13 protein-coding genes and 1 pseudogene are annotated in these 14,121 nt (G+C 73.7%); 7 read left to right on the top strand and 7 right to left on the bottom strand.

Annotation, left to right across the window (positions count from 1 at the left end; genetic code table 11):
- Nucleotides 1–286 (bottom strand): annotated as a pseudogene (locus ACWGN5_RS27045) (hypothetical protein); the annotation flags it as partial.
- A gap of 46 nt (nt 287–332) precedes the next feature.
- Nucleotides 333–1,394: a rod shape-determining protein MreB gene (mreB, locus tag ACWGN5_RS27050; RefSeq protein WP_453519730.1), complete on the bottom strand. Its 1,062-nt coding sequence runs from the start codon at nt 1,392–1,394 to the stop codon at nt 333–335.
- A 288-nt stretch (nt 1,395–1,682) separates the two neighbouring features.
- On the opposite strand from mreB, the gene ACWGN5_RS27055 reads away from it, so the two are divergent.
- Nucleotides 1,683–2,819 (top strand): SCO2400 family protein, encoded by a 1,137-nt coding sequence (locus ACWGN5_RS27055; RefSeq protein ID WP_453519733.1) that lies wholly within the window; start codon nt 1,683–1,685, stop codon nt 2,817–2,819.
- On the opposite strand, the gene ACWGN5_RS27060 is transcribed toward ACWGN5_RS27055, so the two are convergent.
- Nucleotides 2,816–3,256, bottom strand: coding sequence for a MarR family winged helix-turn-helix transcriptional regulator (locus tag ACWGN5_RS27060; RefSeq protein ID WP_453519735.1), 441 nt, complete (start codon nt 3,254–3,256; stop codon nt 2,816–2,818). The genes ACWGN5_RS27055 and ACWGN5_RS27060 overlap by 4 nt on opposite strands.
- A gap of 106 nt (nt 3,257–3,362) precedes the next feature.
- Between ACWGN5_RS27060 and ACWGN5_RS27065 the strand changes: the two genes are divergently transcribed.
- The 4 genes from ACWGN5_RS27065 to ACWGN5_RS27080 all read left to right on the top strand — a co-directional run bounded on the left by ACWGN5_RS27065 (nt 3,363) and on the right by ACWGN5_RS27080 (nt 7,316).
- Complete coding sequence (locus tag ACWGN5_RS27065; protein ID WP_453519738.1) at nt 3,363–4,382, top strand: NADP-dependent oxidoreductase; 1,020 nt, start codon at nt 3,363–3,365, stop codon at nt 4,380–4,382.
- A gap of 64 nt (nt 4,383–4,446) precedes the next feature.
- A complete protein-coding gene (locus ACWGN5_RS27070) occupies nt 4,447–4,869 on the top strand; it encodes an organic hydroperoxide resistance protein (RefSeq protein WP_453519739.1) in 423 nt (140 codons plus the stop codon).
- Between the two features lie 112 nt (nt 4,870–4,981).
- Nucleotides 4,982–6,499, top strand: a complete 1,518-nt coding sequence (locus ACWGN5_RS27075; protein WP_453519741.1) for a serine/threonine-protein kinase — start codon at nt 4,982–4,984, stop codon at nt 6,497–6,499.
- A gap of 10 nt (nt 6,500–6,509) precedes the next feature.
- The gene (locus ACWGN5_RS27080; RefSeq protein ID WP_453519744.1) at nt 6,510–7,316 is read left to right on the top strand and encodes an EI24 domain-containing protein; all 807 of its coding nucleotides are present in this window, start codon (nt 6,510–6,512) and stop codon (nt 7,314–7,316) included.
- Between the two features lie 6 nt (nt 7,317–7,322).
- Here the strand turns inward: ACWGN5_RS27080 and ACWGN5_RS27085 are convergent, their stop codons facing one another.
- The gene (locus tag ACWGN5_RS27085; protein ID WP_453519746.1) at nt 7,323–8,285 is read right to left on the bottom strand and encodes a LysR family transcriptional regulator; all 963 of its coding nucleotides are present in this window, start codon (nt 8,283–8,285) and stop codon (nt 7,323–7,325) included.
- Between the two features lie 138 nt (nt 8,286–8,423).
- Here ACWGN5_RS27085 and ACWGN5_RS27090 point away from each other — a divergent pair, with 138 nt between their 5' ends.
- Nucleotides 8,424–10,613, top strand: a complete 2,190-nt coding sequence (locus ACWGN5_RS27090) for a M4 family metallopeptidase (RefSeq protein WP_453519748.1) — start codon at nt 8,424–8,426, stop codon at nt 10,611–10,613.
- 99 nt (nt 10,614–10,712) lie between these two features.
- On the opposite strand, the gene ACWGN5_RS27095 is transcribed toward ACWGN5_RS27090, so the two are convergent.
- Entirely contained in the window at nt 10,713–11,426 is a 714-nt protein-coding gene (locus tag ACWGN5_RS27095) for a carbon-nitrogen hydrolase family protein (protein WP_453519751.1), read from the bottom strand.
- 32 nt (nt 11,427–11,458) lie between these two features.
- Nucleotides 11,459–12,376 carry a LysR family transcriptional regulator gene (locus ACWGN5_RS27100; protein ID WP_453519753.1) on the bottom strand — a complete coding sequence of 306 codons (918 nt, stop codon included), beginning with the start codon at nt 12,374–12,376 and terminating at the stop codon, nt 11,459–11,461.
- Nucleotides 12,377–12,425: 49 nt separating this feature from the next.
- Between ACWGN5_RS27100 and ACWGN5_RS27105 the strand changes: the two genes are divergently transcribed.
- A complete protein-coding gene (locus ACWGN5_RS27105) occupies nt 12,426–13,259 on the top strand; it encodes an NAD(P)-dependent oxidoreductase (RefSeq protein WP_453519755.1) in 834 nt (277 codons plus the stop codon).
- 175 nt (nt 13,260–13,434) lie between these two features.
- On the opposite strand, the gene ACWGN5_RS27110 is transcribed toward ACWGN5_RS27105, so the two are convergent.
- Nucleotides 13,435–14,016 (bottom strand): TetR/AcrR family transcriptional regulator, encoded by a 582-nt coding sequence (locus ACWGN5_RS27110; RefSeq protein WP_453519757.1) that lies wholly within the window; start codon nt 14,014–14,016, stop codon nt 13,435–13,437.
- Nucleotides 14,017–14,121 lie beyond the last annotated feature (105 nt).

Below are 14,121 nucleotides of genomic sequence, written 5' to 3' on the forward strand. Positions count from 1 at the left end.
GGCCCGCCGACCCGGCGCCCGCCCCCACGACCCCGCGCCCCGGCTGCCGCCCCCCGCCCGTCAGGCCGGGGGCCCCCCCGGGGGGGGGGGGGGGGGGGCGGGGGCCCCCCCCCCCCCGCGCCCCGTAGCGGGCTCCGGTCAGCTCGGTGGCGGAGTCCACGATGTGCTGGAGGGTGGTGCGGAGTTCGAGGTCCGTGCCGACGCTGAGGACCGCTTCGAGCAGCATGGGCAGGCGGGGAGCGTCCGTGCCGTCGTCGGCGTCGGCGTCCTCGTCCATGATCGTCATGGTCTCATTGTCGTACGAATCGCTCGAATCATCAGGTTTCGGCCACTCAGTCCTCGTCGGCCAGCGGGTCGCGCTCCGCCAGCGGGTCGAGGACCATCGGCTGGACCTTGCCCTCCAGCATCGCGCCCAGACCCAGGACCGCGCAGACGTCCGGCCGTTCGGCGATGTGCACCGGCATCCCGGTCGCCTCGCGCAGCATCTGGTCGAGCCCCGGCAGCAGGGCGCTGCCGCCGACCATCATGATCCCGCGGTCCGCGAGGTCGGCCACCAGGTCCGGCGGGCAGTCCCGCAGCACCTTCCCGATGCCGTCGAGGACCGCCGTCAGCGGGGTGTGGATCGCGTCCCGTACGGCGGCGGTGTCGACGGTCACCGAACGGGCCAGGCCCGTGGCGACGTCCCGCCCGTGGATCTCCGTCCAGGCGGGCCCCTGCGTGGTCAGCCCGTTGCCGCTGAGGGCGAGTTGCAGCGGGCGCACCGACTGGCTCGGCAGCATCAGCTCGTGGTGGTGGCGCAGGTGCTGGATGACGGCGTGGTCGATGGCGTCGCCGCCGACCGGCATCCGCTCCGCCGTCACGATCGCGCCGAGCGACAGCACCGCGACCTGCGTGGTCGCCGCCCCGCACACCAGGATCATGGTCGCGGTCGGCTGCTCGACGGGAAGCCCGCAGCCCACGGCCGCCGCGATCAGCGTGTCGACCAGCTCGACCCGGCGCGCCCCGAGACCGACGAGGGTCTCCACGGCGGCGCGCTGCGCCAGCGGATCGCTGTCGTGCGGGGTGCAGGCCGCCGCGCGCAGTCTGGGCTTGCGGCGCAGCTGCCGGCGCAGCTTCTCGCCGAGGAGGTGACGGAGCATCCGCTGCGCCATCTCGATGTCGACGACCGTGCCGCCCGAGACCGGGCGCACGACCCGGATGTAGTCGGGGGTGCGGCCGGTCATCTTCTCGGCGAGGGCGCCGACGGCGATCAGAGCTCCGGTACGGGTGTTGACGGCGGCGACGCTCGGCTCGTCGACGACGAGTCCGGCGCCCTTGACGAAGACCCGGGTGCGCGCGGCACCCAGGTCGACGGCGACATGGCAACGACGCAGCTGCTCAAGGCTGACGGTCACGGCGGATCCTCCGGAGTGCGGTGCTGGCACGGGCGAGGCGGGTCGCGATTCGCGGTCCTGTTCGCATCGTCCGGCCGTCCGCGGCGCGGCGCGCGCTGGGCTGCGCCGCCCGGGGCTCCGGTGCGGGCCGTGTCGGCGGCCTGACTCCGGGTGAGGAGAGTGCCGGAAGCCCATCCCTCGCGAAGCGGGAGAATCACGGCGCACCGCCGCCGACCTGCGGTTTCCACACAGGATCCTCACTTCTGTGCCTACCTGACGTCGCACCGGGCGACATAGCCTGCGGGCCCCATGGACTACTGCCACGCGTGCCGGCGGCATCTCAACGGGGCCCTCGCCTGTGCCGGGTGCGGGACTCCCGTCGAGGAACTGCGGTACGAGACCCCCCACATACCGGTCCACACCCCGGACCACAGCTACGGCGGGCCGACCAGGCCCGCGGTCTACGAGACGCCGAACCAGCCCGCGACGTACGGCGGGCAGGGCCAGTCCGCGATGTACGGCGGGCAGGGCCAGTCCGCGATGTACGGCGGGCAGAACCAGGCCACGATGTACGGCGGGCCGCCCGCGCCCGCGGCCTACGGTGCGCCGAACGGGCAAGCGGCTTACGGCGAGCCGCCCCGGCCCGGGGTCTACGGCGAGCCGATGCGCCCCGCGATCTACGAGTCGCCCGCGACTCCGGACGCCTCCGCGGCCTACGAGTCCCCGGAGGCCTACGAGTCCCCGGAGGTCTCCGAGGGCTCCGACGGCCACGACGACCCCGACCGCCCCGCGCCCGAGCACGTCTACGAGCTGGACGTCCTCGAACCGCCGCGCCCCGCCCCCGGCGGCCGTCGCGCCGCGGCGCGGGGCCGCTCCGCCCCGCGGCGGGGGAGGGGCGGGCGCTCGCGCCGGGGCCGTACGGTCCTGGTGGGAACGGTGGGACTGGTTCTCGCGGCGGGGACGCTGACCCTGGCGAAGCTCGCCCTCGAAGAACCGCCGCAGGACGGCGCCGCCACGGCCGTGGAGGAGCTGGAGGTCACCGAGACCCCGATGCCTCCCACCTCCGCGGAGCCCTCCGAGACGACGGAGGGGACGAGCCCGGCCCCGGCGACGGACGCACCGAGCTCCGTCTCGGCACGCCCCCGCCAGGTGAGCAGCGGCTCGGGATCCGGCTCGGGTACGGGCACGGGCACGGGCTCCGGTACGGGCTCGGGTACGGGTACGGGGACCGGCGGCGCCCCCGCCCCCGCGCCGACGACCACCGGCCCGGCCTCCCCGTCCGCTCCGCCCAGCGCGAGCTCGTCCGCGACGCCGAGCGGCCCGACGCCGACCGGCTCGGGCACGCCCGGCACGGCCGCGCCCGCGACCACCGGCCCCGCGCCGAGCCAGAGCCCGACGCCCAGCCCGGAGCCGACCTGCACCCGCTTCCTCTGGTGGTGCGTCTAGAGCGGCGCCGCGTCCTCGCCCAGCATCCGCTTCAGCAGGTCCCGCAGCAGGGTCCGCTCGGCCTCGGTCAGCTCGCCGAGCGGCTCGCGCGCGAAGTCGAGGGACTCGCGGAGGCGGCGGGCGGTGTCCCGGCCCTCCTCCGTGGGGACGGCCAGCTTGACCCGCCGGTCGTCCGGGTCGGGCTTGCGCTCGACCAGGCCGCGGGCCTCCAGGCGGTCGACGATCCCGGTGATGTTGGAGGGCTCGCACTTCAGCTTCTGCGCGATGCGGCGCATCGGCAGCGGGTCGAGCGAGAGCAGGCCGAGGACGCGGGCCTGGGCGCCGGTCAGCGCGTGCTGTGCGGCCGCCTGCTCGTACTCCTCGTAGTAGCGCGCGACGACCGTGCCGATCAGCTCGACGACTTCGAGGGTCAGGGGGTCCGTGCGTGAGGTGGCCATGGGGCTCAGTCTACCCAGATACTTGACAACATGAAATATCCAGGCGCATGGTTGTTTCAGTCAGTGAACCTTTTGTGATGTCAAGCTTTGCCTGGAGGCCGTGCTCATGTCCGTTCTTCCCGCGTCCAGCCGTGAGTGGCACCTCGTCGCCCGTCCGCACGGCTGGCCCGTGCCGGCGGACTTCGCCCTGCGCGAGACCCCGGTCGCCGAGCCGGCCGAGGGCCGCATCCTCGTGCGCAACCTGCACTTCTCCGTCGACCCGTACATGCGCGGACGCATGAACGACGTGAAGTCGTACATCCCGCCCTTCCAGCTCGACCACCCCATGGACGGCGGCGCGGTCGGCGAGGTCGTCGCCTCCAACGCCGAGGGCTTCGCCGTCGGCGACCACGTCCTGCACGGCCTCGGCTGGCGCGAGTACGCCGACGTCCCGGCCAAGGGCGCCACCAAGGTCGACCCGAAGCTCGCGCCCCTCTCCGCCTACCTCGGCGTGCTCGGCATGACCGGCCTCACGGCCTACGCCGGCCTCTTCGAGGTCGCCTCCTTCAAGGAGGGCGACGCCGTCTTCGTCTCCGGCGCGGCCGGCGCCGTCGGCAGCCAGGTCGGCCAGATGGCGAAGCTCAAGGGCGCCTCCCGGGTCATCGGCTCCGCCGGCTCCGACGAGAAGGTCAAGTGGCTCGTCGAGGAGCTCGGCTTCGACGCCGCCTTCAACTACAAGAACGGCCCGGTCAAGGACCAGCTCCGCGAGGCCGCCCCGGACGGCATCGACGTCTACTTCGACAACGTCGGCGGGGACCACCTGGAAGCCGCGATCTCCTCGCTCAACGTGCACGGCCGCGCCACCATCTGCGGCATGATCGCCCAGTACAACGACACCGAGCCGGTCCCCGGCCCGCGCAACATGGCGATGATCATCGGCAAGCGGCTGCGGCTCCAGGGCGTCCTCGTCGGCGACCACTACGGCCTGCAGAACCAGTTCGTCCAGGAGGTCGGCGGCTGGCTCGCCTCGGGCGAGCTGAAGCACCGCGAGACCTTCGTCGAGGGCATCGAGAACGGCGTGGACGCCTTCCTCGGCCTGCTGCGCGGCGACAACACCGGAAAGATGATCGTTTCGGCGACCCGCTAGTCTTCCCTCAGCCGCCGCGATCGTGGGCGCGAGTCGCGGCGAACCGAAGAAGGAAGACAACAGCATGTCGATCCAGCAGTCCGACGTCCTGTACACGGCCATCGCCACCGCCGAGAACGGCCGTGACGGCCGTGTCGCCACCGACGACGGTCAGCTCGACGTCGTCGTGAACCCGCCCAAGGCCATGGGCGGCTCCGGCGCGGGCACCAACCCCGAGCAGCTCTTCGCGGCCGGCTACAGCGCCTGCTTCCAGGGCGCCCTCGGCGTCGTCGCCCGCAACGAGAACGCCGACGTGTCCGGCTCGACGGTCACCGCCGAGGTCGGCATCGGCAAGAACGACGAGGGCTTCGGCATCATCGTCAAGATCTCGGCGACCATCCCGAACGTGGACGCCGAGACCGCCAAGAGCCTGATCGAGAAGGCCCACCAGGTCTGCCCGTACTCCAAGGCGACCCGCGGCAACATCACGGTCGAGCTCGCCGTCTGACCCGGCGCGCGACGAGCGAGGGCCGCACCCCGACCGACCGGGGTGCGGCCCTCGCCGTGTCCGGACGCGCTGCGGCATCATGTCCGTGTCCTGCGGACAAGGGGAGCGAGTGGTGGCGTACGACGGGCCGGAACAGGCCGATCACGAGCTGATCGGCGGGCGCTACCGCCTCGGCGAGCGGCTCGGCCAGGGCGGCATGGGCGTCGTCCGGCGGGCCACCGACGAGCTGCTCGGCCGCCAGGTCGCCGTCAAGACGCTCGCGCTCGACTCCGGCGCCGACCCGGCGGGCGCCCTGCGGGAGGCCCGGGTCGTCGCCCAGGTCCGCCACCCGCACGTGATCGTCGTCCACGACGTCGTCGAGCACCGGGGGCAGCCCGCCCTGGTGATGGAGCTCGTCGACGGCGGCTCGCTCGCCGACCGTCTCGCCGCCGGCGAGGTCCTGTCCCCGCGCGAGACCGCGCGGCTCGGGCTCGACCTGCTCGACGCGCTGTCCGCCGCCCACGCCCGCGACGTCCTGCACCGGGACGTGAAACCCGCCAACGTCCTCCTGGAGAAGGGCACCGGCCGGGCGGTGCTCACCGACTTCGGCATCGCGAGCCTCCCCGGCGCGACGACGCTCAGCCGCACCGGCGTCTTCATCGGCACCCCGGAGTACACGGCACCGGAGCGGATGCGCGGCGACGACGCGGGACCCGCCTCCGACCTGTGGTCGCTCGGCGCGCTGCTCTGCGCGGCGGCGACGGGCACGTCGCCGTTCCGCCGGGACTCGATCGGTGCCGTCCTGCACGCGATCGTGTACGAGGAGATCCGGCCGTCCGCACGGATGGGACCGCTCGTCCCCGTCGTCCAGGGCCTCCTCGAACGCGACCCGGCCCGCCGCCTGGGCGCCGCCGAGGCCCGCCGGCTCCTCGCCGCCTGCGCGGCCGAACCCCGGCCGGCGCCGGACCCCCACCTGGCGACCGCGCGGGACACCGCCCCGGAGCCACGACACCAGGCCGACGCCCCCGCCGGCCCCTCCCGCCGGGGCGCGCTCGCGTTGCCGTTCGTCGTCGCTGCCGTCGCCGCCTCCGCCGCGGCCGTGACGGTGGCCGTGCTGCTCGCCGGCCGCGACCAGCCGCCCGCGGGGGCGGAGCCCTCCGCGACCGCCTCAGGGAGCTCGGCCACGACACCCGCGCCCGCGCCCGTACCCGCCGGATACACGGCCGTGCGGGACGAGCGCGGCTTCACCCTCGCCGTGCCCGCCGGTGCGGACCGCTCGACCGACGGCGAGCGGGTCTTCTACACGACGGGGGACGGGGCCGTCTGGGTCGGGATCAGGATCCGGGCGATCCCGCCCGGCGGGGCGATCGGGGCGATGCGTACCGCCGACGCGGCCGGCCCGAAGACCAACAAGGGCTACCGCGACGCCACGGTCGAGGAGACGCGGCACAAGGGACTGCCCGCCGCCCGCTGGGAGTTCACCTGGGACGGCTTCACCGGCGCCGAGGGCCCCCGGCACACCGTCGACGTCTGCTGGGAGCAGGCCGGGACCCTGTACGACCTGTGGGCCTCGGCCCCGGTGGGCCGCGCCGACGAGGCCCGCCGTCACTTCGACACGGCCCTGGAATCCTTCCGTACGACCGGCGGTTAGGGTTTCCCCCATGCGTGATCTCGGGGTGGGTTTCAAGTACTTGCTGCAGGGCCAGAAGTGGGTCGGCCGGCACGGGCGGTGGTTCGGCTTCGGGCTGCTGCCCGGGCTCGTGACGCTCGTCCTCTACGCGGGGGCGCTCGTCGGCCTCGGTTACGGCGCCGACGACCTGGCCGCGTGGGCGACGCCGTTCGCCGACGACTGGAGCTCGCCCTGGCTCGGCCTCCTCCGCGGCACCCTGACGGGGCTCGTCCTCGTCTTCGGGCTGTTCCTCGCGGTCATCACCTTCACCGCCGTCACCCTCCTCGTCGGCCAGCCCTTCTACGAGTCGCTGTCCGAGCAGGTCGACCGCAGCGAGGGCGGCGAGGTCCCCGAGTCGGGCCTGCCGCTCTGGCGCGAGCTGTGGATCTCGGCCCGCGACAGCCTGCGAGTCGTGCTGCGGGTGGCGCTCTACGGCGTGCTGCTCTTCGCCTGCGGGTTCATCCCCGTCGTCGGCCAGACCGTCGTCCCCGCCATCGGCTTCTGCGTCTCCGGCTTCTTCCTCACCGAGGAGCTGACGGCCGTGGCGCTCCAGCGCCGGGGCGTCGAGCTGAAGGAGCGGCTGCGGCTGCTCCGCGGGCGCCGGATGGCCGTCCTGGGCTTCGGCGTGCCGCTGACGCTCGCCTTCCTGGTGCCGTTCGTCGCCGTCTTCCTCATGCCGGGAGCGGTCGCCGGAGCGACCCTGATGGTCCGTGACCTGCGCGGCGAGACGTCCGGGGACGCGGACTCCGAGGACGAGGACAAGGACGAGCACCAGGACGCGCCCCACCTGGCTCGTTAGGACCCGTCAGACCTCGAGGACCGGGTGCAGTTCCGGCCGGGCGTCCCACCAGGCCCGGTGGAAGTCGTTGTTGTCGACGTTCGCGAGGTAGGCGCGGGCCGCCGCCCGGTACAGCAGCTCCGCCTGCGGGGCGGGGACCGCGGCCCGGTTCCAGGCGAGCCGGATCCGCCCGGTCACCGGGTCGCCCTCCAGGGGCCGCAGGACCGTGCCCTCCGCCGCCGGGGCCGTCGGCTGGCTCATCGAGATCGCCCGGCCCGCCGCGATCAGGTCGTAGTGCATCTTGCGGTCGGCGACCCGGTGCCGCAGCGAGGGCGTGAACCCGGCCTTCTCGCAGGCCGCGACCAGCGCCTCGGGGCCGCCGTCGTCGTCCTCCACCAGCGTCATCCAGGACTCGCCGGCGAGCTCGGCGAGCGCGATCCGGTCGCGTCCCGCCAGCGGGTGCGCCGCCGAGAGCCGCACGCAGAACGGCTCCTTGGGGACGAGCGTACGGGCCGACGTCCCCTCGGGCAGTGGCACCTCGTGGTCGTTGACCTCCCCGTACAGCACGGCGTCGTACCGTCCCGCGCCGAGCTGCCGGGTCAGCGTCGTCGCCGAGTGCTCCACGGTGACGGCGATCTCCTGCCCCGCCACGACCTCCTCCAGCTCCCCGAGGAGCCGGTCGACGAGGACGAGCAGGATGCAGCCGAGCCGCAGCGGGGTGTGCGGGGCGACGGCCCGCGCCCCGGCGGCGAGGGCGTCCATCTCGCCGAGCACCAGCCGCGCCTTGGAGAGCACGAACTCGCCCAGCGGGGTGGGTTCCACGCCGTGCCGGCCGCGCAGGAAGAGCTCCCCGCCGGCGACCCGCTCGATGCGGCGGAGCTGCGCGGAGAGGGCCGGCTGAGAGACCCCGAGCCGCCCTGCGGCCCGCCCCAGACTGCCCGCTTCGGCTATCCGGCAGACGGCTTCGAGATGCCTCAACTCCAGCTGCATTTCAGCAGCGTACGCAGCGGTGGCTGGTCTGCACCATAACCCGCGTCTTATGCCGCGTGAGATGTCCCGAACTCGCCATGTCCACGCCCATACTCGGCGCGACGATCCGTCTCCCCCACCCTTGAACGGAGCACGACGTTGCACCCGACCAGACTCACGGCGGCCGTGGCCGCCCTGGCGCTCTCGGCGAGCCTCGCGACCGCCCTCGTCGGACCGGCGACCGCGGCGACCCCGCAGGCGCAGCCCGTACCCCCGGGGCACGGTAAGGCGCTCGCCCTCGCCGCCGCCGACAAGGCCGCGAGCAGCGGTCTCGACGAGCTGCGGCACGGCGCCGACGAGGACCTCGTCCGGACGTCCGTCACCCCGTGGGCGAACGGCCTGTACTACGCCTCGTACGAGCGCACCTACCGCGGCCTGCCGGTCGTCGGCGGCGACGCGGTCGTCGTCTCCGACAGCTCCGGCAAGGTCCGCGAGGTCACCGGCGCCCCGGCCCCCGCGATCCGGCTCTCCACGAAGGCGACGGTGACCGCCGACGCGGCCCTCGCCACCGCCCGGAAGCAGCTGGCCACGGTCGAGAGCGCGAGCGCGCCCGAGCTGACCGTGCTGCTCAAGGGCGGCAAGGCCGTCCTGACCTGGCACACCCTGGTCATCGGCCGGACCGCGCAGGACGCGCCGAGCTCCCTGGATACCTTCGTCGACGCCCGCACGGGGTCCGTGGCCCGCGCCACCGACAAGATCCTGCACGCCGACGGCCGCGGCTACCACAACGGCAACGTCACCATCGACACCGCCGCCACCTCCATGACCGACACCAGCCGCGGCGGCTTCAAGTGCGGCGGCCAGAACGGCAGCGCCTACACGGGCTCCTCGCCGTGGGGCAACGGCACCGCGAACGACCTGGTGACCGCCTGCGTCGACATCATGTACGCGGCGCAGAAGGAACACTCCATGCTCAAGGAGTGGTTCGGCTACAACGGCCAGAACGGGCAGGGCGGCATGGTCCCGGCCCGCGCGGGACTCGGCGAGGTCAACGCGTACTACGACGGTACGAAGACCACGTACGGCCGCAACCAGACCGGCAGCATGCAGCTCACCGGCATCGACGTCGTGGCGCACGAGTACGGCCACGAGATCTTCGACCGGACGCCGGGCAGCTCGGGCTCGTCCAACGAGAACGGCGGCATGAACGAGTCGACGGGCGACATCTTCGGCGCGCTCACCGAGCACTACGCCAACAACCCGAACGACACCCCGGACTACACGGTCGGCGAGAAGCTGAACTTCCTCGGCGACAACAAGCCGATCCGCTACATGTACAACCCCTCGCTCGCCGACAACGCCCCCAACTGCTACCCGCAGCTGACCTCGGGCACCGAGGTGCACGCGGCGGCCGGCCCGCAGAACCACTGGTTCTACCTGCTCGCCGAGGGCTCCAACCCGGGCGGCGGAAAGCCCAGTAGCCCCATATGTTCCGGCGGTCCGTCCTCCGTGACCGGCATCGGCATCCAGAAGGCCGGCAAGATCTTCATGGGCGCCCTGCTCATGAAGACCTCCTCCTGGAACCACCCCGCGGCCCGCAGGGCGACCCTGAGCACCGCCAAGAACACCTACGGCAGCGCCGAGTGCAACGCCGTGAAGGCGGCCTGGAACGCGGTCGGCGTGCCGGCCCAGTCCGGTGAGACCGACTGCGGCGGCACCACCACCCCGGACTTCTCGCTCGCCCTGAACCCGTCCTCGGGCTCGGTGCAGCCGGGTGCCTCCGTCACCTCCACGGTGAACACCTCCACCACCGGCGGCAGCGCGCAGACCGTGCAGCTCTCCGCGAGCGGCGCCCCGAGCGGGGTCACCGTCTCCTTCAGCCCCTCCTCGGTGACCTCGGGCTCCTCGTCCACGATGACCGTCCAGGTCGCCGCGGGCACCGCCAACGGCACGTACCCGATCACCGTCACCGGTACGGGCTCCGCCACGCACACGGTCACCTACCAGCTGTCGGTCGGCACCACGACCCCGCCCACCGGCTGCGACAACACCGAGTACACGTACCAGGGTTCGCTGACCGACGGCGCGGCCGAGGCCCAGCCCGACGGTTCGTACTACTACTCGGCGACCTCCGGCACCCACGTGGGCTGCCTGCGCGGCCCGGCCGGCACCGACTTCGACCTGTACCTGCAGAAGTGGAACGGGTCGACCTGGGCGGACGTGGCCGTCGGCGGCACGGCGACCGCCGACGAGGACACCAGCTACTACGGCACGGCGGGCTACTACCGGTACGTGGTCCACGCGTACAGCGGTTCCGGCGCGTACACGCTGGGCCTGAGCGCCCCGTAAGGGGGGCGGGGTGACGCCGCGGGCCGGGGGTTCCGCGGCGGCCTCCCCGGAGGGCCGGACGGTCGTATGTCCCACGACCGTCCGGCCCCTTCCGTGCGCTCAGCCCACCTCGGCGAGCACGAACCCCGGCTCCTCGGAGCCCGCGTCCGCGATCCGCCCGCCGTCCGGCCCCCAGGCCCCGGCCAGGCCGCAGCCCACGCCGTCCTCGTTGGCCCCCAGGACGTTGCCGAGCACCACGTACAGACCGAAGTCCCTGGCCCGCACCGGGTACACCGTCTCGAAGGAGTCGTTGTCGGCGCCGAGCACCGAACTCGCCAGATACACGGCGCAGTCGTCGGCGGCGGCCCGCTCGGCGAGCTCGGGGAAACGGTTGTCGTAGCAGGTGGCCAGGGCGAAACGGACCCCGTCGAGGGTGAACCGCCCGTCGGTGGAGCCCGGCGCGAAGACCTCGGCCTCGACGCCGTACAGGTGCTGCTTGTCGTAGCGGGCGAGGAGCGAGCCGTCGGGGCCGATCACGAGCGTGGTGATCCCGGCGCCCGAACCGCCCGTCCGCACGGGCCCGTTGACCACGGCCGCCGCACCGGCGGCCCGGCACGCGTCCCGTACGGGGTCGAGTCGGGGATCGTCCTCGGCGAGGGCGAGGCCGGGCGTGTCCCGGATCAGGGACGGCTCGTACCCGGTGAGCGAGAGCTCGGAGAAGACCACGACCCGGGCCCCCGCCGCCCCGGCCGCCCGGACCAGACCGGCGATCGTGCGGACGTTGGCGTCGATGTCCCCGGCGACCGGGGCGAACTGGGTGGCTGCGACGATCATGACGGCCATCCTCTCCCGCCCATGTGTAAGGGTCAATATGGCGTGGAGTCTATTAGCTCACGGGCCGTCTCGCGCAGGACGGCGAGGAAGGCGGTCGCCGCGACCGTCGGGGCCGGCGGGGTGGCCGCGCAGATCCGGCGGTACGGGGCGTCCTCCGGGTGGATCGTGACGAGGGCGACGTCCGGACGGACCGAGGCCGCCGCGAGCGCCGGTACGAGGGTGACGCCCAGGCCCGCCGCGACCGCGCCGAGCTTGGCGATCCAGTCGTGGGCCAGCAGGCCGGTGCGCGGCCGGAACCCGGCCGCGACCGCCGGGCGGAACAGGGTGTCCTCCAGGCGCTCGTTGCCGACGATCCACTCCTCGTCCGCGAGCTCGGCGAGCCGCACCGCCCGCCGCCCCGCGCGCGCGTGCCCCCGCGCGAGCGCCACCAGCATCGGCTCGTCCAGGAGGTGGTGCAGCGTCACGCCCGGCGGCGGGGGGGTGCCCTCGGGCGGGCTGACCACCGCCAGGTCCTCCTCCCCGGCGGCCACCAGACGCAGATGCTTCACCGAGGGGCCCTCCACCCGGCTGACCGTCACCCCCGGGTGCCGCTCCCGGAACGCGGCCTGCGCCCGCGGCACCAGGGCCGCCGTGGCGCTGGAGAAGGAGCCGAGCCGGAGCAGTCCGCCGTCCAGGGAGCGCAGCGCCTCCAGCTCCGCCCGTGCGGTGGCCAGCCGGTCCCGGACCGCCTCCGCGTGCGGAACCAGCACCCGGCCCGCCTCGCTCAGCCGCACCCCGCGCGGCAGCCGCTCGAAGAGCTCCGCGCCGACCTCGTCCTCCAGCGACTGGATCTGCCGCGAGACCGCGGACTGGGTGTAGCCGAGGAGCTGGGCGGCGGCGGTGAAGGAGCCCGCGCGGGCGACGGCGAGGAACACCTCGTACAAGCCATGAGAACGGGGCATGGCATACATGCTAGACATTCGCTTGTCGCATGGGACGGCCGGTCATAGCGTCGACAGCATGGACAACACCCCGCAGCAGAGCCGGCAGAAGATCGCCTTCCTCGGCCTCGGATCCATGGGCCTGCCCATGGCCCGCCGCCTCCTCGACGCCGGACACCCCCTCACCGTCTGGAACCGCACGGCCGCCAAGGCCGACGCCCTCGTCGCCGACGGCGCCGTCCGCGCCGCGAGCCCCGCCGAGGCCGTCCGCGACGCCGACGTCGTCGTCACGATGCTCGCCGACCCGGCCGCCGCCCTCGCCGTCGCCGGCGAACTGCTCCCCGCGCTGCGCCCCGGCACCCACTGGATCGACACCTCGACGGTCGGCCCCGACACCGTCGCCGCCCTCGCCGCCCGGCTCCCCGCCGGGGTCACCCTGATCGACGCGCCCGTCATGGGCAGTGTCGACCGGGCCGCCACCGGTGAACTGCTCATCCTCGCGGGCGGCGACACCGCGCCCGTCGCCGCCGTCCTCGACCGGCTCGGGACGGTCACGCCCTGCGGCGGCCCCGGCACCGGCGCCGCCCTCAAGCTGGTCCTCATCAACGCCGCCATCGGCGGGGTCGCCCTCGTCGCCGAGGCCCTCGCCCTCGCCGGCTCCCTCGGCCTGCCCCGCGAGCTCGCCCTGCGCACCCTCGGCGCGGGCCCCCTCTCCGGCGCCGTCGCCCGGGCCACCGCCACCGGCTCGTACTTCCCGGTCGCCCTCGCCGCGAAGGACGTCGCCCTGGCCACGTCGGCGGCGAAGCTCCCCGTCCTGGAGGCCGTCCACGCCCTCCTGACGGCAGACCCGGCCCTCCTCGGCGAGGACCTGGCGGCCATAACGCGCTGGAGGTCCGCCGAGGCGCGCTCCTAGAATCCGGCGCAGCGGTACCGCGCGCGGTACCGCAGGGTGCGGGGCCGTGGCAGAGCGGTCCATCGCGGATCCGGGCGGAGGAGGTCCCCGAAGCCCGGGGAGGGCGGGTGGTCGCCGGACCTGGCGGCTGCACCGCGCGGGTTCGAATCCCGTCGGCCCCGCGCCCGGCCCTGCCTCAGGGCCTGTCCGGAGGCGCGTCCCCGCGCAGCAGCCGCAGGAAGTCGCGGAACGCGCCCGGCATGTCCACCGCCGACGGGTCCAGGAGCCACTGGTACTGGAGGCCGTCCATCACCGCCGTGAGCAGCGGCGCCGCCCGCTCCGGGGTGAGGCCGCCCGGCAGCCGCTCGCCGAACTCCAGGCGCAGCACGTCCGCCATGTTGGCCCGCACCTGCGCGTACCGCTCGGTGAAGAACTCCCGCGCCGGATGCCCGTCGGTGACGCTCTCGCCGAGCAGCGCGGAGAAGGTCTGCACGATCCCTGGCCGCATCGCGTTGTACTCGACGAGGGACTCCAGGAGGTCGAGCCGCCAGCCCTCGCGGTCCCGGCCCCCGCTGGTGTCCCAGCGGTCGCGCTCCTCCAGGACCGCGACGAGCAGCGCCTCCTTGGTCGGGAAGTAGTGCAGCAGCCCCTGCTGGGTCAGCCCGACGCGCTCGGCGACCGAGCCGAGGGTGGCGCCCCGGTAGCCGCGCTCGGCGATCACTTCGAGGGCGGCGCGCAGGATGTCCGCGCGTCGCTCCTCGCTTCTGGCCCGCACCATCGCCGTGGCCCCCTTCCGCAGGTTCGTCCGACAGGACCGTACCCCCTCGTGACGTCACGGAAGTAACAGAATCATTACGTCACCTACCGATCTACAGGTAGGTGG

This window comes from Streptomyces sp. NPDC055815 (assembly GCF_053616475.1).